Annotated in this window: 17 protein-coding genes, 1 tRNA gene and 1 pseudogene; 13 read left to right on the plus strand and 6 right to left on the minus strand. The window is 71.7% G+C overall.

Annotated elements, in window-relative coordinates; all coding sequences use genetic code 11:
* The first annotated feature begins 103 nt into the window (after positions 1-103).
* From FJ108_06580 to ilvE, 4 genes are all read left to right on the plus strand, one after another.
* On the plus strand, positions 104-1,336 hold the full coding sequence (locus FJ108_06580) for a hypothetical protein (protein MBM4335566.1): 1,233 nt from the start codon (positions 104-106) through the stop codon (positions 1,334-1,336).
* A gap of 16 nt (positions 1,337-1,352) precedes the next feature.
* Entirely contained in the window at positions 1,353-1,961 is a 609-nt protein-coding gene (locus FJ108_06585) for a class I SAM-dependent methyltransferase (protein ID MBM4335567.1), read from the plus strand.
* A 65-nt stretch (positions 1,962-2,026) separates the two neighbouring features.
* Entirely contained in the window at positions 2,027-2,818 is a 792-nt protein-coding gene (locus tag FJ108_06590; protein ID MBM4335568.1) for an IclR family transcriptional regulator, read from the plus strand.
* The gene (gene ilvE / locus FJ108_06595; GenBank protein ID MBM4335569.1) at positions 2,815-3,687 is read left to right on the plus strand and encodes a branched-chain-amino-acid transaminase; all 873 of its coding nucleotides are present in this window, start codon (positions 2,815-2,817) and stop codon (positions 3,685-3,687) included. Before FJ108_06590 ends, ilvE begins: the two co-directional genes overlap by 4 nt.
* On the opposite strand, the gene FJ108_06600 is transcribed toward ilvE, so the two are convergent.
* From FJ108_06600 to FJ108_06610, 3 genes are read right to left on the minus strand one after another with little or no spacing between them, the layout of a single operon-like run.
* Positions 3,675-4,367, minus strand: coding sequence for a ferredoxin (locus FJ108_06600; protein ID MBM4335570.1), 693 nt, complete (start codon positions 4,365-4,367; stop codon positions 3,675-3,677). The two genes, ilvE and FJ108_06600, sit on opposite strands and share 13 nt — an antisense overlap.
* Positions 4,364-5,308, minus strand: a complete 945-nt coding sequence (locus FJ108_06605; protein ID MBM4335571.1) for a methionyl-tRNA formyltransferase — start codon at positions 5,306-5,308, stop codon at positions 4,364-4,366. The genes FJ108_06600 and FJ108_06605 overlap by 4 nt, the downstream gene beginning before the upstream one ends.
* On the minus strand, positions 5,305-5,613 hold the full coding sequence (locus FJ108_06610) for a hypothetical protein (protein MBM4335572.1): 309 nt from the start codon (positions 5,611-5,613) through the stop codon (positions 5,305-5,307). The genes FJ108_06605 and FJ108_06610 overlap by 4 nt, the downstream gene beginning before the upstream one ends.
* A 413-nt stretch (positions 5,614-6,026) precedes the next feature.
* Here FJ108_06610 and FJ108_06615 point away from each other — a divergent pair, with 413 nt between their 5' ends.
* The 3 genes from FJ108_06615 (at position 6,027) to FJ108_06625 (ending at position 11,424) form a co-directional block, all read left to right on the plus strand.
* A complete protein-coding gene (locus FJ108_06615) occupies positions 6,027-10,631 on the plus strand; it encodes an NAD-glutamate dehydrogenase (protein ID MBM4335573.1) in 4,605 nt (1,534 codons plus the stop codon).
* Between the two features lie 10 nt (positions 10,632-10,641).
* Positions 10,642-10,731, plus strand: a tRNA-Ser gene (locus tag FJ108_06620).
* Between the two features lie 21 nt (positions 10,732-10,752).
* Complete coding sequence (locus tag FJ108_06625) at positions 10,753-11,424, plus strand: hypothetical protein (protein ID MBM4335574.1); 672 nt, start codon at positions 10,753-10,755, stop codon at positions 11,422-11,424.
* On the opposite strand, the gene FJ108_06630 is transcribed toward FJ108_06625, so the two are convergent.
* The 3 genes from FJ108_06630 to FJ108_06640 are packed head-to-tail and all read right to left on the minus strand — an operon-like array spanning position 11,421 to position 16,105.
* Positions 11,421-13,061 (minus strand): long-chain fatty acid--CoA ligase, encoded by a 1,641-nt coding sequence (locus FJ108_06630; protein ID MBM4335575.1) that lies wholly within the window; start codon positions 13,059-13,061, stop codon positions 11,421-11,423. The two genes, FJ108_06625 and FJ108_06630, sit on opposite strands and share 4 nt — an antisense overlap.
* Positions 13,062-13,094: 33 nt before the next feature.
* Entirely contained in the window at positions 13,095-14,699 is a 1,605-nt protein-coding gene (locus FJ108_06635; protein MBM4335576.1) for a Stp1/IreP family PP2C-type Ser/Thr phosphatase, read from the minus strand.
* A 29-nt stretch (positions 14,700-14,728) separates the two neighbouring features.
* Entirely contained in the window at positions 14,729-16,105 is a 1,377-nt protein-coding gene (locus tag FJ108_06640) for an MATE family efflux transporter (GenBank protein MBM4335577.1), read from the minus strand.
* Between the two features lie 270 nt (positions 16,106-16,375).
* On the opposite strand from FJ108_06640, the gene FJ108_06645 reads away from it, so the two are divergent.
* The 6 genes and pseudogenes from FJ108_06645 to FJ108_06670 all read left to right on the plus strand — a co-directional run bounded on the left by FJ108_06645 (position 16,376) and on the right by FJ108_06670 (position 23,273).
* The gene (locus FJ108_06645; protein ID MBM4335578.1) at positions 16,376-17,431 is read left to right on the plus strand and encodes a hypothetical protein; all 1,056 of its coding nucleotides are present in this window, start codon (positions 16,376-16,378) and stop codon (positions 17,429-17,431) included.
* 67 nt (positions 17,432-17,498) lie between these two features.
* Complete coding sequence (locus FJ108_06650) at positions 17,499-18,656, plus strand: class I SAM-dependent rRNA methyltransferase (GenBank protein MBM4335579.1); 1,158 nt, start codon at positions 17,499-17,501, stop codon at positions 18,654-18,656.
* A gap of 32 nt (positions 18,657-18,688) precedes the next feature.
* Positions 18,689-19,735 (plus strand): LLM class F420-dependent oxidoreductase, encoded by a 1,047-nt coding sequence (locus FJ108_06655; GenBank protein MBM4335580.1) that lies wholly within the window; start codon positions 18,689-18,691, stop codon positions 19,733-19,735.
* A 4-nt stretch (positions 19,736-19,739) separates the two neighbouring features.
* Positions 19,740-20,345, plus strand: a complete 606-nt coding sequence (locus FJ108_06660) for a hypothetical protein (GenBank protein MBM4335581.1) — start codon at positions 19,740-19,742, stop codon at positions 20,343-20,345.
* Positions 20,346-20,383: 38 nt separating this feature from the next.
* Positions 20,384-21,304: pseudogene (locus FJ108_06665) on the plus strand (DUF748 domain-containing protein).
* A gap of 988 nt (positions 21,305-22,292) precedes the next feature.
* Entirely contained in the window at positions 22,293-23,273 is a 981-nt protein-coding gene (locus FJ108_06670; protein MBM4335582.1) for a DUF748 domain-containing protein, read from the plus strand.
* Positions 23,274-23,583: the final 310 nt, after the last annotated feature.

Here is a 23,583-nt window from a genome sequence, read left to right on the forward strand (position 1 = left end):
GGTCCGCTTGGTCACTGAGCGGGCGACCGCCACGGCGGGCGCAGCACCTTCGGGGTTTTTCTCGCCCGAATCGATCCGAACGCAGACCACGGGAGCCGCAGAATTGGAGTTCGAGCAGCGCTGCCGGGATCTGCTCCCGAGCCTGGAACGCGAGGACGGCGGACTGCGATTCCACGTCGCGACCGTCGACGGCCCGGCGGTGATGTCGTCGTGGACGTCCGCGCATCTCGCGCTCTCGTTGCGCCACATCGACGCCGCCGCCGCGCTCGCGGAGCTTCGCGCCCTGTACGAAGGCTGTCAGCGCGACGACGGCCTGCTCGCGGCCGAGCGCGTCGCCGACGAGGCGGAGCGCAGCGCGCGCATGCGCGAAGTCGGCGCGGTCTTCGGCGAGGACGCGCGCTCGCAGCTGATCGCGCCGCCGGTCGCCGCGTTCGCGGTCGCCTGTCTCGCGCTCGCCGACGCGGAGGGAAGCCGCGATCTGCTCGAGCTCGCCACGCGCGAGCTCGACGCGATCTGGGGCGCACGGCTGCCCCCCGACACGCCGCTGCCGGTGATCCTGCACCCGCTGGAGAGCGGCGTTCCGCGTTCGGCGCTCTTCGAATCGCTGCTGGACTGCGAGGACGACGACGAGTGGCGCGACGACAGCGCGACGCTGTTCCGCTCCGCTGCGGCCTGCCGGCTCGACCCCGAGCACGCGCTGCGCGCGGGTCACCCGTTCGTGATCGAGGACCCCGTCTTCTGCGGCTGGCTGCTGCTCGCGCTCGAAGAGTGCTCGCGCGCCTGGGAGAAGCTCGGCGACACGACTTCGTGTCAGAAGCTGCGGATCCGCTCCGAGATGATCGCCGAGGGCATCCACTCGCGTCTCTGGTGGGAGGAGCATGAGATCTACGCCGGCTGGAATCGCGGCCGGCAGAGCGCGCTCCGCTCGGTGACGGCCGGGGGGTTGCTTCCCGCCGCGACGCGAACGCTGGCCGAGGAGGGCACGCCGCGGCGTCTGGTCGATCGCCACCTGCGCCCCTCGGCGTCCGCGCTCTGGAGCTCGCGCGGCGTCTTCCACGCCCCGCCCATGCGCGGCGAGCGCGACGACCTCGATTCCCGAGGCGATCGGCCCGACGCGGCCTCGCCGCTCGCGCACTTCTGGGCGCACCTTGTGCTCTCGCGCGCGGAACGCCCGGCCGACGCGCGCGTCGCACGCGCACAGCTCGAGGCGCTCGCGCTCGCGCGCGGGTTCCAGCACGAGTACGACGTCGGGAAGGATCAGCCCGAGGCGATGCTCGCGGACACGTCCGCCCTGCCCCTGCTCGCGCTGGGAATGCGCGAGCGCGGCCTGCTGTAGACTGACCCTCGTCGTCATGGGGTTCTACGAGCGCCACGTCTTTCCGCACGTCCTCGACTTCGTGATGCGCGGCATGCAGCCGCTTCGCGGCGGCGTGCTCGCGCCGGCCTCGGGCGACGTGCTCGAGATCGGCTTCGGAACCGGACTGAACCTTCCGCACTACCCGGCGTCGGTCCGCTCGCTCTCCGCGATCGATCCGATGGACGCGCTGCAGGAGCGGGTCGCGGCCCGGGTCGCGGCCGCGCCGTTTCCGGTCGAGCGGCACCGGCTGCGCGCCGACGGCGGGCTGCCGTTCGACGCGGGGCGCTTCGACTGCGCGACGGTGACCTGGACGCTCTGCACCATCCCCGATCCGGTCGCGGCGCTTCGCGAGGTCCGCCGGGTGCTCAAGCCCGGCGCGCGTCTGCTCTTCATCGAGCACGGCCGCAGCGACGACGCGCGCGTCGCGCGCTTCCAGGACCGCTGGAATCCGATCCAGAACGTGATCGGCGTCGGCTGCAACGTGAACCGGAGGATCGACGCGCTGATCCTGGAGGCGGGCTTCGAATTCGAGAAGCTCGAGCGCTTCAAGGCCGACGGCCCCCGCTTCCTCGCCGAGATGTACCGCGGAGTCGCGACGAGCTAGCCGCTTGCAGCTGCGCGCCTTCGGGCGTAGCCTGCGTTCCAGAATCAGACACGGCGTTCTGAATAATGGAACGATCGAGCGACTTCAGCGGAACCATCGACAAGGCCCTCGAGCTGCTGTTCCACCTGCACGAGCAGCCCGCTCCGCGCGGCGTCTCCGAGCTCGGCCGGGCGCTCGCGCTTCCGAAGTCGACCGCGCACCGGCTGCTCGCGTCGCTCTCGCGGCGCGGGCTGGTCGAGCGCGACGCGCTGGGGCGCTACCGCCCGGGGATCGCGCTGGTCGCGCTCGGGCTCGGCGTGCTGGAGCGCGAACCGCTGGTCGAGGCCGCGCGGCCGGTGCTGGAGCGGACGGCGGAGGCGCTCGGCGAGACGATCTTCCTTTCGGCCGCGCGCGCCGGGCGGCTCTACGTGGTCGACAAGCAGGAGGGCTCGGGCTTCCTGCGCGCCGCTCCGCGCGTCGGCAGCGAGATTCCCGCGCACGCGACCGCGATCGGCAAGCTCTATCTCGCCTTCGCGCCCGGCGATCTGCTTCCCGTGCGATCGGAGATCGCGCGCTTCACGCCCGCGACTCTGGTCGAACCGCGCGCGCTCTCGCGCGAGATCGAGCGCGTGCGCGCGAGCGGAATCGCCGAGATGCGCGACGAGTGGATTCCCGGGCTCTCGGGCGTGGCCGCCCCGATCCGACTCGGCGAGCGGCTCTTCGGCGCGATCGCGCTCGCCGCGCCGAGCCCGCACTTCTCGGGCGCGAGCGAGATCGCGTTTCGCGAAGGCGTGCTCGCGGCGGCCGCCGAGATCGAGACGCGCCTTTCGGGAGGGCGCCGGATGCCCGCGCGCAAGCGCGCAGGAGGTGACACATGAAGGTGTGGATCGACGGCCGCGTCGTCGACGGGAGCGAGGCGCGCGTCCCGGTCACGGATCACGGGCTGCTCTACGGCGACGGGATCTTCGAGGGCATCCGGCTCGCCGGCGGACGCGTGTTCAGGCTCGACTCGCACCTCGCGCGACTGCGCCACTCGGGCCGGGCGATCGGCCTCGAGCTGCCGGGCGGAATCGCCGGCGTTCGCGAGATCGTGCTCGCGACGGCTCGCGCCTGGGGACGGCCCGACGGCTACGTGCGCCTGCTCGTCACGCGCGGCGACGGCGCGATGGGCGTGGACCCGACGCGCTGTCCGAGCCCGCGGGTGATCTGCATCGCCTGCGAGATCGAGCTCTTCCCGGCGCAGCTTCTCGCGACCGGGGTCTCGATGGTGACCGTGAGCGTGCGGCGACCCGGGCCCGACGTGCTCGATCCCCGCGTGAAGAGCCTGAACTACCTGAACAGCGTGCTGGCCAAGCGCGAGGCCAGGCTGCGCGGCGCCGACGAGGCGCTGATCCTGAACTCGGTCGGAAACGTGGCCGAGGCCGCGGTGGCGAACGTGTTCGCGTTCCGCCGCGGGAAGCTGCTGACCCCGCCCGCGACGGACGGGGCGCTCGAAGGCGTGACACGCGGATGTGTCATGGAGCTCGCGGCCGGGCTCGGGATCCCGGCCGAGGAGCGCAGCCTGACGCGAATGGACCTGCTCTCCGCCGACGAGGTCTTCCTGTCGGGGACGGGCGCGCGAATCGTCGCCGTGCGCTCGCTCGACGGCGCCGAGATCGGAGTCCGGGCGCCGGGCCCGGTCACCGAGAAGCTCGCCGCCGCCTTCGCGGAGGTCGCCAGGAGCGACGGCCCGATCTACCTCGACTGAGGCGCGCTTCGGATGCGCGAGTGGTGGGCGGTCTGCTCGGCCGAGTAGGCGTGCTCCCGGCCCACCACGCAGGCGCGGCGGGCGTCGCAGGCCAGGGCGCATTCGGGAAGCGTGAGGCGAATCCGGTAACACGCCTGCGCGTCGACGCCGCCCGCGCCGACGAGCCCCCCGTGACAGGCGCTCGCGCAGGGAGCCGCGCAGCCGTCGCAGGGTGACCAGGGCGCGGGCTCGCGCGGCTCGAAGCTCTCGACCACGAGCAGCACGGCGCGAATCCCGATCCAGGGTCCGTACCTGGGATGGATCAGCACGCCGACGCGGCCGGGAGCGCCGAAGCCCGCGCGCCGCGCCAGCGCGACCAGCGGCAGGTACACACCGTCGCGTCGGTCGGCGTAGAAGCCGACCACGGCCGCAGGCTCGCAGAGCGCCGCGGACCGCGCGAGCACCCGGCGCGTGTACGCGTCGAGCGGGTCGATCTCGAGCGCACGCTCGGGCGAGGCGGCGAAGCGCTCCCAGAGCTCGCGCCCCGCGTTTCCGACCACGAGCGCGCCGCGCGCGCCGGGCGCGAGCTGCGAAGATCGCCACGGCTCGGGCACGAGCGAGTCGTACTCCGCGATCGCAAGCGCTCCGGCGAGCCCGAGCCCGGCGTCGGCGAGCTCGGCCAGAGCCCGTTCGAGGCTCAAGCCCCGCTCTCGAAGCTTCGCCCCGCCTCGAGCCCGACGCGCTTCGCGAAGTCCGCGGCCGCCTCCTTGCCGCCGTCGGCGCGCACCCGCTTCACGCGCAGCGCGCCGCCGCGAAGCGCGATCGACAGCCCTGCGTCGCCGCAGTCGATCACGGTTCCCGCCGCGGCCGAAGCGCGCTCGGGAAGCAGCGCGGCGTCGAAGAGGCGAACGCGTTGCCCGGCGAAGCGCAGCCAGGCGCCGGGCTGCGGATCGCAGCCGCGCACGAGCCGGTCGATCTCGGCTGCGGGCGCGGCCAGATCGATCGCCGCCACCGTGTCGTCGACCAGCCCGTGCGCGGTCGCGAGCCGCTCGTCCTGGGCGCGCGGCTTCGCGCGACCGCTGGCGACCAGCTCGGTGGCCTCGACCATCGCTTCGATCCCCAACGGCTGCAGCTTCTCGAAGAAGAGCGTCGAGGTCGTCTCCGTCGGCGAGATCCCGACGCCGCCCTTCTGCAGGACGATCGGCCCGGTGTCGACGCCGTCGTCGGGAACGAAGATCGTCACGCCCGTCTCGCGCTCGCCGAGAATGATCTGGTACTGCAGCGCCGCGCCGCCGCGAAAGCGCGGCAGGAGCGAGGGGTGGAAGCACAAGCTCTTGTGCCGCGGATCGTCGGTGATCTCGCGCGGCAGGAAGACCTGCACCGACGCGAGCAGATTCAGGTCGGCGCCGAGCGCGCGGTGCTCGGCGAGCGCGGCCTCGATCGGCTCACCGCTCTTCTTGCGGAAGAAGCGCCGCCGCACCAGCGCGATGCCGAGCTCGGCGGCGCGCTCGGCCAGCGCGTCGGGGCGGCCGGCGTCGGGTGGCGCGAATACGCCGACGACCTCGTGGCCGTTCGCGCGCACCCGCTCGAGCGTCTCGCGGCCGAACGCGGCCTGGCCGAAGAGCGCAATGCGCAGGCTCATCCGGGCAGCCTAGCACGCGGCCCGATCGACCGGACCGGACGCGCGGGGTGACCGAGCGCGAGCACTCCCGGCGGAATGTCGCGAGTCACGACCGAGCGCGCGCCGACCACGACGTCGTCGCCGATGGTCACGCCCTGCAGCACAGTCACGTCCGACGCGATCCAGACGCGCTCGCCGATCGTCACCGGGCTGCTGCGTTCGGGGGTGTGCACGTCGAGGTTGTGGAAGTCCGAGTCCAGCACGCGCGAGCCGAAGCCGATCATCGAGTCGTCGCCCATGCGAATGCCGACGTTCGCGTGCAGCATCGCCCCATTCACCAGGCAGCGAGCGCCGAGCTCGATGCGCGCGCCCTCGGCCACGGTGACGAAGTTCGGGCCGCACTCGGTGCGCAGCCAGACGCGCGGCCCGAGCAGAAGCGATCCACCCGACTGTACCCAGACGTGGTTCACGCGCCGCCGCTCGGTCGCGTAGCCCGGGCCGACCGAGACGCGCGCGCCCGGCTCGATGCGAAGATCAGTGAGGCGCAGGTTCGGCGAGACCGCGGCGCCGAGCTCGAGCCGCGTACCGAATCTCTGCCGCCAGATGGCGAAGCGCAGCTGGTCCCAGGCATAGATCGCGCGTAGCAGCTCGGCTTTCATGGCGGCGCAGTCTATCACTGGCACGCGGCGTGACTTGTGCGCTCCACTTCCCCCGCGCCTCCGGCCGATGAGAGCCGGCGGTGGCCGCCGGGAAAGATGCGCTCTACGACCTCGTCCTCGCCGAGCTCGAGCGGGCGCTCGACCCGCGCGAGCTGCGCAGGCGCGGGCGCGACGGCATCGTCGAGCTGGCCCAGAACGCGGCGGACTTCGCCGAGCTGCGTCCCCCGGGCGAGGCGCGCTTGCGGGTCACGTCGCCCGCCGGCCTGCGGGCGGGCCGCACCGCGATCGAGATCCTCGCGGCCGACCAGCCCTTCATCGTCGACACCGTGCGGCTGGTGCTTCGCAGGAGCGGGCAGCACGAGCTCGTGCTCCTGCACCCGCTGCTCGCGATCGAGCGGGACCTCGACGGCGGCGTCGAGAGCCTGGGGCGCGAGTCGGTGCCGCGGACGCGCGAGTCGTACGTCTACGCCGAGATCCACGCGCTGGACGACGCGAGCGAGTGCGCGCGGCTCGAATCGGAGCTCGCGCACGCGCTCGCCGACGCGCGCCGGGTGGTCGGCGACCATGCGCCGATGCTCGCACGCCTGCGCGAGCACGCAGCGCGGATCGAGGCCTGCGCCGACGCCCTGTCCGGAGCTTGCGAGCGCGCGCGAAACCTGGCGGAGATGTTCCGCTGGCTCGAGGGGGAGGGATTCCTCTTCATGGGCTATCGGCGCTACGCGGTGCAGCGCGAGCCGGGCGGCTACCGCGTCACGCTCGAGCCTTCGAGCGCGCTCGGAATCCTCGCCGAGCTCGACGATTCCCGCTTCGACGACGCGGAGGCGAAGACGCCGGTGCCCGCGCTCGTGGCTTCGCGCCTCGAAGACGAGCGCGTGATCTTCTTCGACAAGACGCGAAGCGACTCGACGGTCCACCGGCTCGGCAGGCTCGACTCGGTTTCGGTGAAGCTCCTCGACGAGCGCGCGCGGGTGATCGGCTTCGGGCGGTTCGTCGGCCTGCTCACGAACCGGGCGATGCGGATGCGGCCTTCGGCGCTGGGAATCCTCGCGGCGCGACGCGCGCGCGTCGTCGAAGCGCTCGGAGCCGAGCCCGGGTCGCACACGCACAAGCTCGCGCTCGAAGCGTACGACTGCCTGCCGCTCGAATTCCTTCTGCCCGCGCAGCTCGAAGACGTGCGGCGGGTCGTCGCGAGCGTCGTTTCCGCGGCCGAGCTCTCACGGGTCGAGGTCGTGAGCGTGTCCGATCCGGAGAACCGCTCCTTCTTCGTTTCCGTGGTGCTGCCACGGCGCGCCTACGAGGAGCGCTTTCGCGGCGAGATCGACCGCCTGCTCGAATCCCGTCACGCCGCGAGCCAGATCGATCACCGCACCTCGTTCCTCGACGAGGACCTGGCGCTCGTGCACTTCTTCTGCGCCTGCGAATCGGACCTGGCGCCGGGCGCGCTCGACGGCCTCGAAGCCGAGGTTCGCGACCTGGTCGAGCGCTGGCAGGATCGCTTCGAGGAAGCGCTCGCGCAGAGCTGGCCCGACGAGCGCGCGTTCCGCCTCGCCGAGCACTACGCGCGCGCGTTTCCGGATTCGTACCGCGTGGTCACGTCGCCCGAAGAAGCCGCGCTGGACACGGGCCACCTCGAACGGCTGCGCGCGGGCGAGTCGGGCGTCGAGATCGGGCTCGACCTGGCCACCGCCTACGGCGACCCGCGCACCCAACGGCTGAAGCTGTATCTGCGCGAGCGGCCGTACCTGACCGACGTGCTTCCCGTCGTGCACCGCTTCGGGGTGCACGTCGTCGACGCGACGCTCACCGAGATCGCCGCGCCGCCGCTGCCGTCGCTCTGGGTGGTGGCGTTCCGGATCGAGCCGATGACCGGCGCGGAAGACGCGTCGGGTGCCGTCGAGGCGCGCGTTCTCGACGGCCTGCGCGCGGCGCTCTCCGGCCGGGTGGCGAGCGACGAGCTGAATCGGCTCGTGCGCGGCGCGGGTCTCGATTGGCGCGCGGTGGACGTGCTTCGCGCCTACCTGGAGTACGCGCGGCAGATCGGTCAGGCGCCCGCGTGGGCGCTCGGCTGCGACGCGCTGGCGCGACACCCGGAAGCGACGCGCGCGCTTGCCGCGCTGTTCCAGGCTCGCTTCGACCCGAGCCTGGCGGCGGAGCGCGAGCCCGCGCTCGCCGGCGCCGCGAGCGCACTGGCCGCGGCGCGCGCGCCGATCCGAAGCGCCGCGGAGGATCGCGTCTTCGGCGTGCTCGAGTCGCTGATCCGCGCGACGCTGCGAACCAGCTTCTTCACGGCCGCTGCTCCGGCGGATCCGCACGAGCTCGCGCTGAAGCTCGACTCGCGCGCGATCCCGGGCATTCCCGCTCCGGTTCCGCTCTGCGAGATCTTCGTGCACTCGAGCGAGTTCATCGGCATCCATCTGCGCGGCGGAAGGGTCGCGCGTGGCGGGCTGCGCTGGAGCGATCGGCTGCAGGACCTGCGCACGGAGATCCTCTCGCTCTGGAAGACGCAGCGGGTGAAGAACGGACTGATCGTCCCGGTCGGCGCGAAGGGCGGTTTCGCGCTCAGGCGGATCGCGTCCGACGCGCCGGGCGCGCGCGCCGAGGCGGATCGGATCTACCCACGCTTCGTCTCCGCTCTGCTCCGGCTCACCGACGACGTCCGCGCCGACCGCGTGATCGGTCCCGACCGGGTCGTGCGCCACGACGGCGACGATCCGTATCTGGTCGTGGCCGCGGACAAGGGCACGGCGCACCTCTCCGACGTCGCGAACCGTGTCGCGCTGGAGGCGGGCTTCTGGCTTGGCGACGCGTTCGCCAGCGGCGGGAGCAACGGGTACGACCACAAGCTCTGCGCGATCACCGCGCGCGGCGCCTGGATCTGCGCGCGGCGCCACTTCGCGGAGCTCGGTCGGGACCCGGATCGCGAGGACTTCTCGGCCGTGGGAATCGGCGACATGTCGGGCGACGTGTTCGGAAACGGACTCCTGCTGCTGCGGCGCGCGAAGCTTCTCGCGGCGTTCGATCACCGCCACGTCTTCGTCGATCCGGATCCGGATCCGGACGCCGCGTGGCGGGAGCGAAAACGACTGTTCGAGCTGCCGCGCTCCTCCTGGGCCGACTACGCGAGCGAGCGCATCAGCGCGGGGGGCGGCGTCTACGAGCGCGGGGCGAAGAGCATCGCGCTCTCGCCACAGGCGCGCCGCGCGCTCTCGATCGACGCGGAGCTCGTCTCGGGCGAGGAGCTGATCCGCGGCGTCCTGCGCGCGCCCGTGGATCTGATCTGGAACGGCGGAATCGGCACGTACGTGAAGGCCTCGGCCCAATCGCACGCGGACGCCGGAGACCGTGCGAACGACGCGGTTCGCGTCGACGCTCACGAGATTCGCGCGCGAATCGTCGTCGAGGGCGGAAATCTCGGCCTGACGCAGGCCGCGCGCGTGGAGCTCGCGCGGGCCGGGGTTCGCATCGACACCGACGCGATCCACAACTCCGGCGGCGTCGACATGTCCGATCACGAGGTCAACTACAAGATCCTCCTCGCGGGCAGCGTCGCCGACGGATCGCTCGCTGCATCGGAGCGGAGCGCGGTGCTGCGCGCCTGCGTGGACGAGGCGGCCGAGGACGTGCTGGCCCACAACGCGAGCCAGAGCCTGTGTCTGTCGCTGGATCTGCACCGCGCGGCCGATGCGCCGGAGCGGATCGCCGACGCCGCCGAGTACCTGGTGCGCCACGCGGAGCTCGACGCGGCGCTGGAGGGTCTGCCACAGGACGGCCATGGCGCGAGCTGGACGCGGCCGGATCTCGCGATCCTGCTCAGCTACAGCAAGCTGCTCGCCAAGCGCGCGCTCGCGAGCTCGGAGGTGATCGACCAGCCGGAGCTTGCGCCGCTGCTGCAGAGCTACTTCCCGCCGCGGCTTCGCGACGCGTTCGCGCCCGCGCTCGAGTCACACCGACTGCGCCGCGAGATCAAGGCACTGGTGCTGGTGAATCGCGTCGTCGACCATGCCGGAGTCACGCTGGTTCCCGAGCTCTCGCGCACGCTGGCCGTGGACGCGAGCGAGGTGCTCGCCGCCTACTGGACGGCCGATCGACTCCTCGACGCCGATGCGCTGCGAGCAGCGGCCGACGCGAGCTCCGCGACGGAAGCGCAGCGGCTCCGCGCGCGACTCTGCGTGGAAGACGCGCTTCGAGAGGCCGCGGCGCTCGCGCTCGGACTCGAGCGCCGGGCGCTGCTCGCTCCCGACGAGCTGCTGCGGCGGCGCGAGACCCTCGCGGAGCTGCGCGCTCGCGTCGCTCCGGGACGAACGGATCTGGACGCGCTCCCGCTTCTGGTCCGCGCGCTGGGCGCGCTCGTGGCGTCGCTTCGCAGCGGCGCGCCGCTCGCGAACGCGCTCGAACTCTGGTCGGAGCTCGGAGAACGAACGCGGATCGCATGGCTCCTGGATCGCCTGGCCAGCGTCGATGCGCGCGATTCGTGGAGCCGGGTCGGCGCCGCGTCGCTCGCGCTCGACATGACCCGCGTGCTCTGCGAGCTCTGCGAGCGCGAGCTCGCCAGCCCGAGTGCCGAGCGCGGTTCGCGCCGCGCCGAGCTCGACGCGATCGCGCGGCTCGCCGCCGAGATCGAGGCCGGGGAACGCGGACTCGCTCCGCTGCTCGTGCTCTCGCAGCGAATCCGACGCCTGTGCTAGGGTTCGCCGCGGAGAGATGCCGGAGCGGTTGAACGGGGCGGTCTCGAAAACCGTTGTACCCTCACGGGTACCGGGGGTTCAAATCCCTCTCTCTCCGCCATCCGACCCGCGGACCGCCTGAGTGGAGAAGCTGGTCTACGCGCTCTTCGGAGACGTGTCGGCGAGCCCCGCGGCGATCGCGGGCGAGCTCTTCGCGCTGGGCGCTCGCCGCGTCGCCGTGAACGTTTCGGACGAGCACGTTGCGCCGAAGCTCGGCTCGCGGATCACCCGGCTCGATCCCACGCTCGGGGCCGTCGTGTCGTTCTGGCTCGAGAGCGCACTCGACCGGCGGGCGATCGAGCGCGCGCTCGCGAACACCGCGAGCAGTCTGGCCGGGTACTCCGTGCTCGAGTCCGTCGCGCTCTCGAACCGAACGCACCCGGCTTCGCCGTCGCGGCGCACGCCGGGGATCAACATGATCGCCTGCATCGCGCCCAGAATCGGACAGCCGTACGACGCGTGGCTCGAGTACTGGCTCGAAGAGCACCGGCGCGTCGCGCTCGAGGTTCAGGCCAGCTACGCCTACGTGCGCAACGTCGTCGTGCGCGCGCTCACGCCCGGAGCGCCGGCGTGGCGCGGCATCGTCGAGGAGGGCTTCGACGCCGACGCCGTCGGCGACCCGATGGCCTGGTACAAGGCCGGCGGATCGAAGCAGCGGCTCACGGAGAATCTCGGCCGGATGATCGCGAGCTGCCGCGAGTTCCTGGACCTCGACCGCGTCGAGTCACACCCGATGAGCGAATATCTGTTCTAGGTCTTGCGCAGATCCGGAAGCCGGTAGCCCTCGGACTCGAGCCTCGCGCGGATGGCTTTCTTGTCGAGCTTGCCGGTCGAGGTGAGCGGTACGGAGTCGACGAAGAGCACCTCGTCGGGGAGCTGCCACTTCGCGAAGCCGCTCGCGCAGTGTGCGGTCACGTCTTCGGCGCTGAGCTCGGCTCCGGCGCGCCGCACGACCAGCGCGACCGGACGCTCGTCCCACTTCGGGTGCGGCTGCGCGACGACCGCGGCGGTTGCGACACCGGGAAGCGACACGATGTGGTTCTCGAGGTCGACCGACGAGATCCACTCGCCGCCGGACTTGATCAGATCCTTCGAGCGATCCGCGATGATCAAGTACTCCTCGGGATCGATCTTCGCGACGTCGCCCGTCACCAGCCAGCCGTCGTGGAACTTCTCGGGCTGCGGGTCGTTGAAATACTCGGAGCATATCCACGGCCCGCGGATCAGCAGGTTCCCGGTCGCGCGGCCGTCGTGCGGAAGCGCCTTCCAGTCGTCGTCGACGATCTCGATCTCCAGGCCCGGCATGAGCAGCCCCGCCTTCGCGATGTTCTCGAACTGGGCGTCGAGCGGGAGCTCGCGGTGTTTGCGCTTGGCGATGCGGCGCGAGAGCGTGCCGAGCGGGTTCGTCTCGGTCATTCCCCAGCCCTGGATCATCTCGACGCCGAGCCGGTCCCAGAACCAGCGCATCAGCGAGACGGGCGGCGCCGAGCCGCCGCAGGTGAGGCGCTGGAGCTGCGAAAGGTCCCAGCGCTCGGGCTCGGCCTCGAGCGCCGCGCGCGCGCCCTGCCAGATCGTCGGCACACCCGCGGAAATCGTGACCTGTTCCGCCGCGATCAGGTCGAGCAGCGACTTCGGATCCATGAAGCGGTGCGGCATGACCTGCTTCGCGCCGAGCATCGTGGCGCTGAACGGAAGGCCCCAGCCCATGGCGTGGAACATGGGGACGATTCCGCAGACGCTGTCGGTCGCGGAGAGCGCCATCGCGTCGGTCATCGACTGCGCCATCGTGTGCAGGTAGGTCGAGCGGTGCGTGTACATCACGCCCTTGGGATTTCCGGTCGTGCCGCTGGTGTAGCAGAGGCCCATCGGCGCGTTCTCGTCGAGCTCGGGCCAGCGGCAGTCCGCGGGCTCCGAACCGATGAAGTCCTCCCAGTCGACGGCGTTCGGGAGCGTGGTCTGGAAGCCGCCGGCCTCGCAGCCGACCACGATCCGCTCGACGCTGGCGAGCTTGCCGCGAAGCGGCTCCAGCAGCGGCAGCAGGTCGGCGTCGACGAGCAGCACGCGATCGGCCGCGTGATTCACGATGTACTCGAGCTCGCGCGGAGAGAGCCGGATGTTCAGCGTGTGCAGCACCGCGCCCATCGACGGCAGCGCTTGATACGCCTCGAGGTGGCGGCGGCCGTTCCACATGAACGTGGCGACCCGGTCGCCGATCCCGATGCCGTGGCGTCGCAGGGCGCTTGCGAGCTGACAGGCGCGAGCGCGCGTCTGCGCGTAGCTCTGCCGATGCCTTCCGTTCGCGGTCGCGGTGACGATCTCCTCGTCGGGCGAGAGCCGCGCGCCGCGATCGAGAAGACGGGACATGAGCAGAGGAGTGCGCTGCATGGTCATGGGCGCATTCTCGGCGCGCGGGGGCGGCGCTGTCTACTGGCGCCAGCGACCTTCGAAACGCAGGCGTCCCCCGGCATCGTTCAGGATCAGGCGCTGCTCGTCCTGGGTGCGGAAGCGGCCGTTCTCGTCGCGGAACGCGTAGCTCACCACGAGCCGCAGATAAACGCGCCCCGGCTGCGAGCGCTCCTCGTCGATCTCGGCCGCGACGAGCCGGAAGCCGTCGCGCGTTCCGGGACGGCCCGCGAACTCCGCGGGCTCGTCACTGAAGCCGAGCGCCTCCAGGCGCGCGCGGTCGCTGGTCTCGAGCGCTGCGAGCCACTCGGTGAGGAATCTCTCGACGGGCGGCGTGAGCTCGAAGCCGGCGAAGCTCGGCTCCGGCGCGTCGGCGAGAGGCGCGGGCGCGGCGGGGATCTCCGGCGGTCGCGGCGCGATCTCGAGCTTGGGGGCCGCTGGCTTCTCGACCGGCTTTGGGGCGGGCTTTGCGACCGGCTTTGCGATGGGCGTCGCGGCCGGCTTCGCCACCGGTGCGGGTGCGGGAGTGGGTGCTGGAGTGGGAGCCGGAGCGGGAACCGGCGATCGGACCAGCGCGGGGCGCGGCACTGGTGCGCCGCTGGTCGCGATCGCAGGGCTCTTCGCCGTGTAGGTCCAGATGCCGAGGCCGATGCCAGCGACCACGAGCGCCGCGAAGCCGCCGACGAGGAGCGAGAGCGGGTCGAACGAGCGCCGCGACTGCACCGGCGTCATGCGCGGGATCTGGATCTGCTGGACGGGGGGCGGCACGAAGTCCGGCTCGGGCGCGGGCTCGCCCGTGAGGTCCGCGAAGGACGTCTCGGACTCTGCTGCGGGCTCGGCCTCGACCAGCGGTGCCTCGGCAATCGCATCGGCAACCACCGCGACGACGACGGACACGTTGTCCGGTCCCCCCGCTTCGTTCGCGGCGTCGACCAGAGCGGCTGCGGCGGAGCGAGGGTCTCCAGAAGCGAGCGCTCGCGCGATCGCTCGCTCTTCCACGTATCCGTGCAGACCGTCGGAGCAGAGCAGCAGGCGATCGCCGGGGCGGAGCTCGATCGCGACGTGCTCGACCGAGACGTCCGGCGCCTGTCCGACCGCGCGCATCAGCTCGTGCCGGCGCGGGTGCGTCCGGGCGGCGTCGCTCGTGATCACGCCGAGAGAGATCCACTCGCTCATCAGCGAGTGGTCGCGCGAGAGCGCCTCGAGATTGCGACCGCGAAGCCGGTAGCAGCGGCTGTCGCCGACCCATGCGAGCCAGGCGCCGCCGTCGGGCGCGAGCATGACGGCGACCGCGGTCGTGCCCATTCCGCGCAGCTCGGAATTGGAGAGCGCGTGCGCGTACACCTCCTCGTTCGCGAGCTCGAGGCTGCGGCACAGCCGCTCCTCGGGCGTTCCGTGCGGCTCGCGGAACACCCGCTCGACCGTCTCGAGGCAGATCCGGCTCGCGGTCTCGCCGCCGCGATGCCCGCCCATTCCGTCGGCGACGATCAGAATCCGCTCGCGCGAGGTGTTCTCGAAGACCGCGACCGAGTCCTGGTTCTCCGCGCGCACCCGTCCCGCGTCCGAGAGCGACGCGATCGCGATCGTCTCGGCCTCGGGCGCGCCGAGCGCGTCGATGCCCTGCATGCGCACCTTATCGACCGGTGCGGCCGAGATCAGATGCGGATCGACCGCCAGTGCCCGGCGCGGAAGCGCAGCACGAGGGCGAGCGAGAGCACGAGCACGTAGACGAGCTCGCCCACCCAGGCGCCGAACACGCCTCCCTCGAGCCAGATGGCGGCGACGTACACGGCTGGCAACCGGAGCGCCCAGGCGAGCGTGGCCTGCACGGCAAACGGCCAGCGGGTGTCGCCCGCGCCGCGCAGCGAGCCGCTGGCGACGATGCCCACCGCGTCGATCACCTGGAAGAACGCTCCGAGCAAGAGCAGCGGGCGCGCGAGCTCCAGCACGTTCGCGTCGCGCGAGAAGATCCCGAGCAGCGCCTCGGGCACGCCGACGAACAGGATCGCCACGAGCAGCGCGAGCCCGAGCGCGAGCATCTGCGCCGAGCCGTAGCTGCGCTGCGCCGCCTCGAGATCGCGTCCGCCGATGTAGCGCCCGACCAGCGTGCCCGCCGCGATCGAGATCGCGAAGGCCTGCATGAACGAGACGGACAGCAGCTGCAACATGGCCTGGCTCGCGGCCATCGAGACGTCGCCCATCCGGGCGACCACCGAGGCGAAGATCGCGAACGTCGTCATGTCGAGCAGCCACTGTCCCCCGATCGGCGCGCTGGTGCGCAGGAAGCGCAGCATGGCGTCGCGCTCGGGTCGACACGGAGCGGTGTGATAGCGCAGGCGCATCGTGCGGCGCAGCACGGCCGCGGCCTGGATGGCCAGGATCGTCCAGCTCCCCGCGGAGATCGCGTAGCCGGCACCTGCGACGCCGAGCTCCGGCATGCCGAGCTCGCCGAAGATCAGCGCGTACGCGAGCACCACGTTGACCGCGATCCCGCCGAGCACGGCGTAGAGCGGGGTTCGCGTGTCTCCGACGCCGCGGAAGAAGCTCATCAGCACGAAATTCGCGACCACCGCCGGCCCGCCCGGAAGGCGCGCGTAGCCGTAATCTATCGCCGCGGCCGCGAGCTCGGGCGACGGGCCGATCCATCCGATCAAGAGCGGCAGGAGCACGGCGACGGCGAACATCCAGACGGTCATCGCCGGAACCAGCAGCCAGATCGCCTGCCAGATCCACGGGCCGCAGCGCGCCTGCTCCTCCGCGCCGTCGTGGCGCGACACGAACGCCTGAACGCCCTGCCCCATGCCGGTGAACGGAACGAAGAGCGTCCAGATCCAGATGCCGGCGAACCCGATCGCGCCGAGCTCGGTGGCCCCGAGCCGGCCGACCATCGCCGAGTCGACCAGCTGCATGATGGTCTCGGAGATGGTCTGCAAGACGACCGGGAAGGCGAGGAACGCGACTTCGCCGACGCTCCCGCTGCGGGCGCCGATCTCGGTGGTGCGGCTCGAAGTCTCTGCTGGTACGGACATCATTTGAACCTGTCTGGAAAGCCGAAGGCCGCGGTCGCTTTCGCGCCCGCGGCCTTCGGTGAATCCCCTTCCAGGGTCGAGTCAGTCTGAGGCGGGCGCGTTTGTCCTGGGTGCGCGGATGCGCGTCATTGGCGCGCAGGGGCACGCGACGGCGTTGGTGTTCATCATCGGTGCCACTCCCTGCCTCGAATCGACGGCCGAGCTTATCGCGCGGCACGCCGCGAAGCAACGTTCTTCTACTTCCCGGGGCCGCCTGCCGAAGCGTGAGGGGAAGTGGCCCCCCACCCCTTCGCGCAGCAGTTCGCGCAGTGGCTCCTCTGGGAGGAGCAGAGCAACTTCTCCGGCTTCCGCACGACGACGCAGTACGTCGATCTCGAGGTCGCTCACGTCGAGCGCAGACGCGTGGCGGTGCAGAGCGCCGGTCCGGTGCCGCGCGCGCTGGCCGAGCGGATCCTCTCGGGGGATCACGTGCGGTTTCCGAAGCACCCGCTGAACCGAGACCCGAGCGTGGCCTTCCACGACGCCCCGGCCGCGGAGCGCTGGCGCGCGCGCTTCACGTCGTCGCGGACGCTCGTGATCTGGGACGGCGCCGGTGGGCTTCCCTTCGCGATCAAGCTCGCGACGGACCACCCCCACGCGGACGTGGTCCAGCCCGAGAAGACGCTTCTGCGCGAAGAAGTGCGCGAGGCGCTGCTCTTCGCCGAGCACGTGCGCGCGGTCGACGAGCGGCTCGGGCGCGATCCCGAGCTGATCCTGCTCACGGAGTCGATCGGAATCTCGGTGCCGGGCTCCGAGAGCGGATTTCTGGTCCGAGATCTCGGCCGGCTTCTCGACGGTCACTTCTACCTGCCGGCGTTCAGCATCCCGTTCGCGGGAGCTGCGATCGCGTCGGCCGCGGGCGAATCGTTCGCCGGCTTCTGGGGCGAAGCGTACGCCGAGCCGATCGGCCGCGCGAAGGCGAAGCTGCTCGCGCGCTACGGGCTGCAGTACCAGACGCCCAACCCGCAGAACATCCTCGTGCAGCTCGACCGGCACCTGCGCCCGACCGGCGCGATCGCGCTTCGCGATCTGGCCGACACCGACTTCGCGACCGACTCGTCTGGCGCGCCGGGCGCGGACTGGACGCAGCTCACGGCAAAGCTCGCGCCCGAGACGGCGAACTCCTTCTGGGCCTTCGACCAGGCGCCGGAATCGCCGGCCGACCCCGAGACGCTGGCCCACTGGTACCGCCGACACGATCGAGCGTACGTCGACGAGCTGTGCCGGCTGCGCGACCTGCCCGAATGCGACTCGCTCGAGGCGCTCGCGAAGGCGCTCACGCCCGTCTAGCTTCGCGGGCTTGGGCCCACCTTCCGTCACCGTCCGGCTCACGCATTCCGCCGAGCGGCTGGTGCGCATGGAACACCCCTGGCTCTACGCCGAGAGCATCCGCGCGGCGTCGCGCTCCGGAGCGGCAGGGGATCTCGCGGTGATCTTCGATCACAAGCGCAAGCTCCTCGCGCTCGGCCTCTGGGACCCCGACTCGCCGATCCGGATCCGCGTTCTCCACCGCGGCAAGCCGCGGTCGATCGACCGCGAGTTCTTCGCCGAGCGCCTGCGCGTCGCGAGCGAGATTCGCGCCGCGCTTCCCGACGAAGGCACGACGGGCTACCGCGTCGTGAACGGCGAGAGCGACGGGCTCCCCGGTCTCGTGCTCGACCGCTACGAGGCGACGCTGGTACTGAAGCTCTACACCGCGGCGTGGCTGCCGCACCTGGCCGAGGTGCGCGCCGCCATCGCCGCGACTCTCGCGCCCGAGCGCGTGGTGCTGCGGCTGGCGCGCGCGATCGAAACCGCGTGTCGCGAGCGAGCCGGGCTCGAGGACGGGGCGATCCTCGAAGGGCCGCCGCTCTCGACCCCGCTGGTCTTCCGCGAGAACGGGCTTCGCTTCCGCTGCGATCCGGTGCGCGGTCAGAAGACCGGTTTCTTCCTCGACCAGCGCGAGAACCGCGCGCGCGTGGGCGGGCTCTCGCGCGGAAGGACGGTGCTGAACGCGTTCTCGTACACCGGCGGCTTCTCGCTCTACGCGGCGCGAGGCGGCGCGACGAGCGTGGTCTCGCTCGACTCGAGCCCGGCCGCGCTCGCGGAAGCGCGCGAGAACTTCGCCCTGAACGCGGATCTGCCCGAGATCGCGCGGGCGACACACGAATGCGTCTGCGAGGACGCGTTCGGCGCGCTGGCCCGCTTCGCAATCGAGCGCCGCCGCTTCGATCTGGTGGTGGTCGACCCGCCCGCGTTCGCGAAGGCGAAGTCCGAGGTCGGCTCGGCGCTCTCCGGGTACGCGAGACTCGCGGAGCTCGCCTGCGGCGTGCTCGCGCCGCAGGGCATTCTGGTCATGGCGTCCTGCTCGGCCCGGATCGACGCCGACGCGCTGGCCGGGGCGATCCGCGCGGGTGCCAAGCGCGCCGGCCGGGAGCTCGCGGAATGGCAGCGAACCGCGCACGGCCCGGACCATCCGGTGCGCTTCCGCGAGGGCGCCTACCTGAAGTGCATCTGGCTTCGCGCTGCGAGATGATGGGCGCCACACCCGGCGAACGGAGGCGAGACATGAAGCTCGGCATCGGCATCGGCTACTCGGGCGCGGACATCCGGATCCCCGTCGAGCGGATCCAGCTCGCGGAGAGGCTCGGCTACGACTCGGTCTGGACCGCCGAGGCCTACGGGTCCGACGCGATCACGCCGCTCGCCTACCTGGCCGGCAAGACCTCGCGGATCCGGCTCGGCACCGGGATCATCCAGCTCGCCGCCCGCACGCCCGCCGCGACCGCGATGGCGGCGGCCACGGTCGACCAGCTCGCCGGCGGAAACCGGTTCATCTGCGGGCTCGGCGTCTCGGGGCCGCAGATCGTCGAGGGCTGGTACGGCCAGCCCTGGGGCAAGCCGAACGCGCGCATCCGCGACTACGTCGCGATCATGCGCAAGATCTTCGAGCGCAAGGCGCCGGTCACGCACGCGGGAAAGGAGATCTCGCTGCCCTACACCGGGCCGGGCGCGATGGGGATCGGCAAGCCGCTGATGTCGATCCTGCACCCGAATCCGAAGCTTCCGATCTGGCTGGGCACGGGCACCGAGGCGAACGTGAAGATGACCGCGGAGATCGCCGACGGCTGGCTGCCGCTGGGGCTCGTGCCCGGCAACTGGAAGCTCTACCAGGGCTGGGTCGAGGCCGGCTTCGCGCGCGCGGGCAACGGCAAATCCTGGAAGGACTTCGAGATCCAGGCCTCGTCGACGGTGATCCTGACCGACGACGTGCGCGGGGCGCTCGCGCGGATCAAGCCGCGCGTCGCGCTCTACGTCGGCGGAATGGGTCACCGCAACATCAACTTCCACAACCAGATGATGGTGCGCCGCGGCTACGCCGACGCGGCCGCGCGGATCCAGGAGCTGTACCTGGCCGGGCGCAAGGCCGAGGCCGCCGACGCCGTGCCCGACGAATTCGTCGACGACGGCGCGCTGGTCGGTCCGGTCGCGCGGATTCGCGAGCGCTTCAAGGAGTGGACGCAGATCCCCGTAACGGGGCTCACGATCAACGGCGACGCCCCGGGCACGCTCGAGCTCATGGCCGAGATCGCCGGACTCCGCGCGCCGGCCTAGCGGCTTGTTCCGGCTCGCTCGCTGGCTCGCGCTCTGGCTCGCCGCGGGCGTGCTGCTGCTCGTCGCGATCGGCGTCGCCGCCCGCTGGCACGATGGTCCGATCGGACCGTTTCCAGGCGGCGCGATGACCGGAGACGTGGTCCGCGTGCCGGTGCGGGACTGGGGAGCGCTGCTGCCGCCCAACGACGACTTCGGCGGGCGCGTCGAGCTGCAGGTGTGGCCGGGCGAGCCGCGCTCGATCACCGTCGGCTACGTCGTTCGCGACGGCAGGCTGTACGTGCCGGCGCTGCTCGGCGCGCGCAAGACCTGGCCTGCACTGGTGACGGCGGACGAGCGCGTGCTGCTGCGAGTTAGCGGCAAGCTCTACCCGCTGCGCGCGGTTCGCGTGACCGATCCCGCGGAGCTCGAGCCGCTCGCGCTCGCGCTCGGAGAGCTCGAGCCAGGGACGCGCGCCGACCCCGACGCGCTTGCTACCTGGTTCTTCCGGCTGGAGCCGCCGCGCGAGACGACGAGGCGGCGAAATCTCGGCGAGTCGGCGCCGGCCGCAGGTCGGTCGCGCGCGCGGCCGGACTGGTGCGAATCGCCTTCCCCTGATCTCGCTCGACCGTGAGCCGACCGCCGCGCGGCGGCTATGCTACGCCCGTGGCGATGGTCGACCGCGAATCCCTGGCTCGAGCGCTGCGGCAGCGGCGGGTCCAGCTGCTGCTCGCGGTCGTCGTCCTGCTCGCGATCGTGCGCGTCGCTCTGCCCTACGTGCTGCGCTCCGTGATCGTCTCTCAGGCCGACCAGGCGCTGGTCGGCCGGGTCGCGCTCGAGGATCTCGACCTCTCGCTGATCCGCGGCGGTGTCACGCTGCGCGGGCTCGGGGTCTACACGGACGAGCTGCCATCGAGTGCGCCCGCGCTCTTCGAGGCGAAGCGCCTGTGGACGCAGATCAGCTGGCTTGCGCTCTTCACCAAGACGATCGAGGTCGAGGAGTTCGAGCTCGAGGGCTTCGTGGTCCGGCTCGACCGGATGAAGGAAGGCATGGTCTTGCCGCGGCCGGTGCCGAGCGAAACGCCGCCGGAGCCCGAGCCGGAGCCCGAGAATGCGGAGCCGCTCGGCTGGTCGTTCGCCGCCGACGACGTGGCGTTCCGTGACGGGCAGATCCACTTCCAGGATCACACCGTCGGCGTGGAGCCGCACCGCTTCGACCTGGCGGTGAAGGATCTCTCGGCGAAGCAGATCGCGCTGCGCATCGACCCCACCGGACAGGTGCCGGGGCGGATCTCGATCGTGGCGCAGATCGGCGAGGGATCGGTCGGGCTCGACTCACAGGTCACGCAGCATGCCGCAGGGCCGGGCGCCGTCTCGACGGTGACGCTGGCGAACCTGCCGATCGACAAGGTGCGCGTGTACCTCACGATGTTCGGCTGGAGCGACCTCTCGGGAAAGCTCGACGCGTCGATCGAGCACCACTTCGAGCCGGGTGGCGTGCACCAGATCGGCGGCGCGGTGTCGCTCTCCGAAGTCTCGGTGCGCGTTCCGGGTCTCGACCGGCCGGCGCTCGGCTTCGAGAAGCTGCGGGTCGCGCTCGACGCGATCGACGTCGAGAAGCAGAGCGCGGCCGTCGCCGAGGTCGCGCTGGTCGGCGCGCAATTGGTGGTGGACGCGAAGTCCAAGGAGCCGGTGCCCGCGATCGCGAGGCCCGCGGGCGCGGAGGCAGCGGCCGCGGAGGCGGCCGAGCCCGCGAAGCCGTGGACCTGGGGCGTGCGCAAGGCGCGGCTCGAGCGCGCGGTCGTCGAGCTCGAGGGCGGCGCCGAGCCGCTGCCGATCGGCGTGGACGCCGAGATCGGCGAGCTCTCGAGCGAGCCGGGCAGTCGCTGGCCGATCGCACTGCGGGTGGCGCAGGGTGAAGGATCGCTCGCCGTCGACGGAACGCTCGCGATCGATCCGCTCGCATTCGACGGAAAGCTCGCGATCCGAGAGCTCGCGCTCGCGCCGCTGCTCTCGCGGATCAAAGCGCCGGCGGTGGGACTGCTGCGCCAGGGGAAGGCCCGCGCCGAGCTCTCGATCGGGCTGGCCAAGGATCTGCACGTCTCGGGAACGCTGGGTCTGGCCGGTCTCGACGTCGGCGAGGAGAAGACCGCGAAGGAGTTCGGCGTCGCGTGGAAGGACTTCGAGCTCGGCATCCGCGATCTGTCCGTGCCCGGGCTGATCGGAGCGACGGATGGCTCGGCCGCGCGCACGATCGGCGTGAAGCTCGATCGGGTCCGATGGGTCGAGCCGGCGTTCACCATCACGCGCACGGCGGACGGGATCGTGCTTCCGTCCTTCGGAAGCGCGGCCGTCGAGCCGGGCGCGCCCGCGCCCGTAGAGCCCGCGCCGGAGCAGGCGGGACCGACGACGGAGGTCGCGGTCGAGCTCGCCGATGCCCGGATCGATCGCGCGAAATTGCGCTTCGGCGATCGCACCGTGAAGCCGTTCTTCGCCACCCGGATCGACCGCCTCGACGCGCGCGCGCGGCGTCCGCTGGCCGGGGCCGCGCGTCGAGAATCTGACCCTCGCCCTGCTCGGAATGAACGGGGCGAAGCTCGACCTGCAGGGGAGCATCCGGCCCGGCAACTCGGTGATCGACGCGAAGCTCGTGAAGCTGGGGCTTGCGCAGTTCAATCCGTACGTGACTCCGACGGGCTACGGCCTCGCGGATGGCGCGCTGTCGCTCGAGTCCAAGGCGAAGATCGAGAAGGACGCGTACAGGACGTCGACCGACGTCGTGGTCTCGAAGCTCGAAATGGGCGGCTCCGAGGGCGAGTCGCTGTTCCAGCAGAACTTCGGGATCCCGCTCTCGGTCGCGCTCGGGCTTCTGAAGGACCTCGACGGGAACATCACGCTCGCGGTGCCGGTCGACGGCGACCGCGGCGGCATGAAGCTCGGGCTGGGAAGCATCGCGGGTCAGGCGCTGCGCAGCGCGTTGATGGGCGCGCTCGCCTCGCCGCTCGCGCTCCTCGGCGCGATCACGGCCGACGGCAAGGTTCAGAGCCTGGCGCCCGAGCCGGTCGTCTTCGTGGCGGGGAACTCGGAGCTCGCGCCCGAAGGCGCCGAGCGCATCGAGCAGATCGCCGGCCTGCTCTCCGGCTCGCCCGGAATCGCTCTGACACTTTCCGGTGGCACGTCCGAGAGCGATCTGCGCGTGCTCCGCGAGCGCGCGCTCCTGGCCGAGCTCGAGGCGACCTCGGGCGTGCGCGCTCTGGGTCAGCTCGGCGAGATCGGCACGCGCCGGGCCGTGCGAAACCACCTCGGCGCGAAGCTCGCGGGCCAGCCGGCTCCGGCGCTCGAGCCGGAGCAGGAGACCTGGCTCGAGGAGAAGGTCGCCGCGAGCGCGATCGACGCCGCGGCGCTCCAGACGCTCGCCGCGACGCGCGCCGCGGCGGTGCACGGCCTGCTCGTGCGCGAGCACGGCATCGCCGAACGGCAGCTCGTGATCGGCCCGCCGAGCACCGAGCCCCCGCTCGCGAAGCCCGGCGTCGCCATCGCGCTCGGCGCGCCGAAGCGCTAGCCGCGCCCGCGCGCTAAGCTCGGCGTGTGTCGACGCCCTCGAGCCCGCAAGCTCCATCTCGATCTCACGCTCTCTTGCTCGAGAGACTCGCCCGCGCCTCTGCCGCGGAGAACGCACGAGCGCGCGCGAGAGAGTGGGCCGGAGCGACGGATGCCGAGCGCGTCGCCGCGTTCGTGGAGCTGTCGCGGATCTGCGCCGAACTAGCGCGAATGCGCGGTGCGGTGGCCGTGAAGCCTCCGCTTCCGGTGATCCGGATCTCCTCGCGCTAGGCCGATGAGTCCGACTGCGGCCCTCCCGCACGAGAAGAAAA

This window comes from Deltaproteobacteria bacterium, from assembly GCA_016875225.1.
Classification (GTDB): domain Bacteria; phylum Myxococcota_A; class UBA9160; order SZUA-336; family SZUA-336; genus VGRW01.

Excerpts from the sequence above, each read along its gene's own strand:
- FJ108_06585 (MBM4335567.1), top strand. The coding sequence starts at position 1,353 with ATGGGGTTCTACGAGCGCCACGTCTTTCCGCACGTCCTCGACTTCGTG.
- FJ108_06590 (MBM4335568.1), top strand. The coding sequence starts at position 2,027 with ATGGAACGATCGAGCGACTTCAGCGGAACCATCGACAAGGCCCTCGAG.
- ilvE (MBM4335569.1), top strand. The coding sequence starts at position 2,815 with ATGAAGGTGTGGATCGACGGCCGCGTCGTCGACGGGAGCGAGGCGCGC.
- FJ108_06605 (MBM4335571.1), bottom strand. The coding sequence starts at position 5,308 with ATGAGCCTGCGCATTGCGCTCTTCGGCCAGGCCGCGTTCGGCCGCGAG.
- FJ108_06610 (MBM4335572.1), bottom strand. The coding sequence starts at position 5,613 with ATGCTGCACGCGAACGTCGGCATTCGCATGGGCGACGACTCGATGATC.
- FJ108_06630 (MBM4335575.1), bottom strand. The coding sequence starts at position 13,061 with ATGACCATGCAGCGCACTCCTCTGCTCATGTCCCGTCTTCTCGATCGC.
- FJ108_06635 (MBM4335576.1), bottom strand. The coding sequence starts at position 14,699 with ATGCAGGGCATCGACGCGCTCGGCGCGCCCGAGGCCGAGACGATCGCG.
- FJ108_06640 (MBM4335577.1), bottom strand. The coding sequence starts at position 16,105 with ATGATGTCCGTACCAGCAGAGACTTCGAGCCGCACCACCGAGATCGGC.
- FJ108_06650 (MBM4335579.1), top strand. The coding sequence starts at position 17,499 with ATGGAACACCCCTGGCTCTACGCCGAGAGCATCCGCGCGGCGTCGCGC.
- FJ108_06655 (MBM4335580.1), top strand. The coding sequence starts at position 18,689 with ATGAAGCTCGGCATCGGCATCGGCTACTCGGGCGCGGACATCCGGATC.
- FJ108_06670 (MBM4335582.1), top strand. The coding sequence starts at position 22,293 with ATGAACGGGGCGAAGCTCGACCTGCAGGGGAGCATCCGGCCCGGCAAC.